The 623-nt window shown below is 37.1% G+C and carries 1 pseudogene; it reads right to left on the bottom strand.

The features are described 5' to 3' along the window. Positions 1-623 (bottom strand): annotated as a pseudogene (locus FC19_RS11790) (IS3 family transposase); the annotation flags it as partial.

Raw genomic sequence — 623 nt, 5'->3', positions numbered from 1 at the left:
CGTAGCTCAAGATAAGTAATATCAGCTCGCCAAGTACTAGCTTTTGGCTTGTTTTTAATCAGATTGGGACGTTGTAAATAATCAACATGAGTACCAGGCTTTTTAAAACGTCGATGCATGAGAGAGTGAATCTTCATTTCTTGCATTAGCCGAAAAATCCGTTTGACACCAACTATAATTCCCAGTCTATTTAATGCTAGTTTGATTCTTGGATAACCATAAGCGCGATAGTTTTCTTCCCAAATTTTTCGAATGCTTGCTTTTAAATGACGGTCAACACAATCGTGTTGACTAGGTTGATAGTTCAACCAATGGTAATAGGTGCTGCGAGCTAATCTTAAAGTTGAAAGTATTAAGGATAGGCGGTGATGGGATAACTGAATCTTAACGAAAACAAGAGTTTTAACTCGCCCTAACGCTTTCCCAGTAACACCGCCGCAGCTTTTAAAATCTCCAATTCCTCCTTGAGACGTTGGTTCTCTTTTTGTAATTTTTTAAATTCTTTAGAAGTAACTTCAATTCCATCATCAAGTTCAACAGATTTTGCATCTTTAAACCAGTTATGAATTGATGCAGGAGACACTGCATATTCTTTTGAAAGAGAACGAACTGATCTCTTTTGC

It is taken from the genome of Liquorilactobacillus aquaticus DSM 21051 (assembly GCF_001436755.1).
Lineage (GTDB): Bacteria > Bacillota > Bacilli > Lactobacillales > Lactobacillaceae > Liquorilactobacillus > Liquorilactobacillus aquaticus.
The sequence above is the reverse complement of the archived record's forward strand: the minus strand, read 5'-3'. Positions and strand labels throughout refer to the sequence as shown.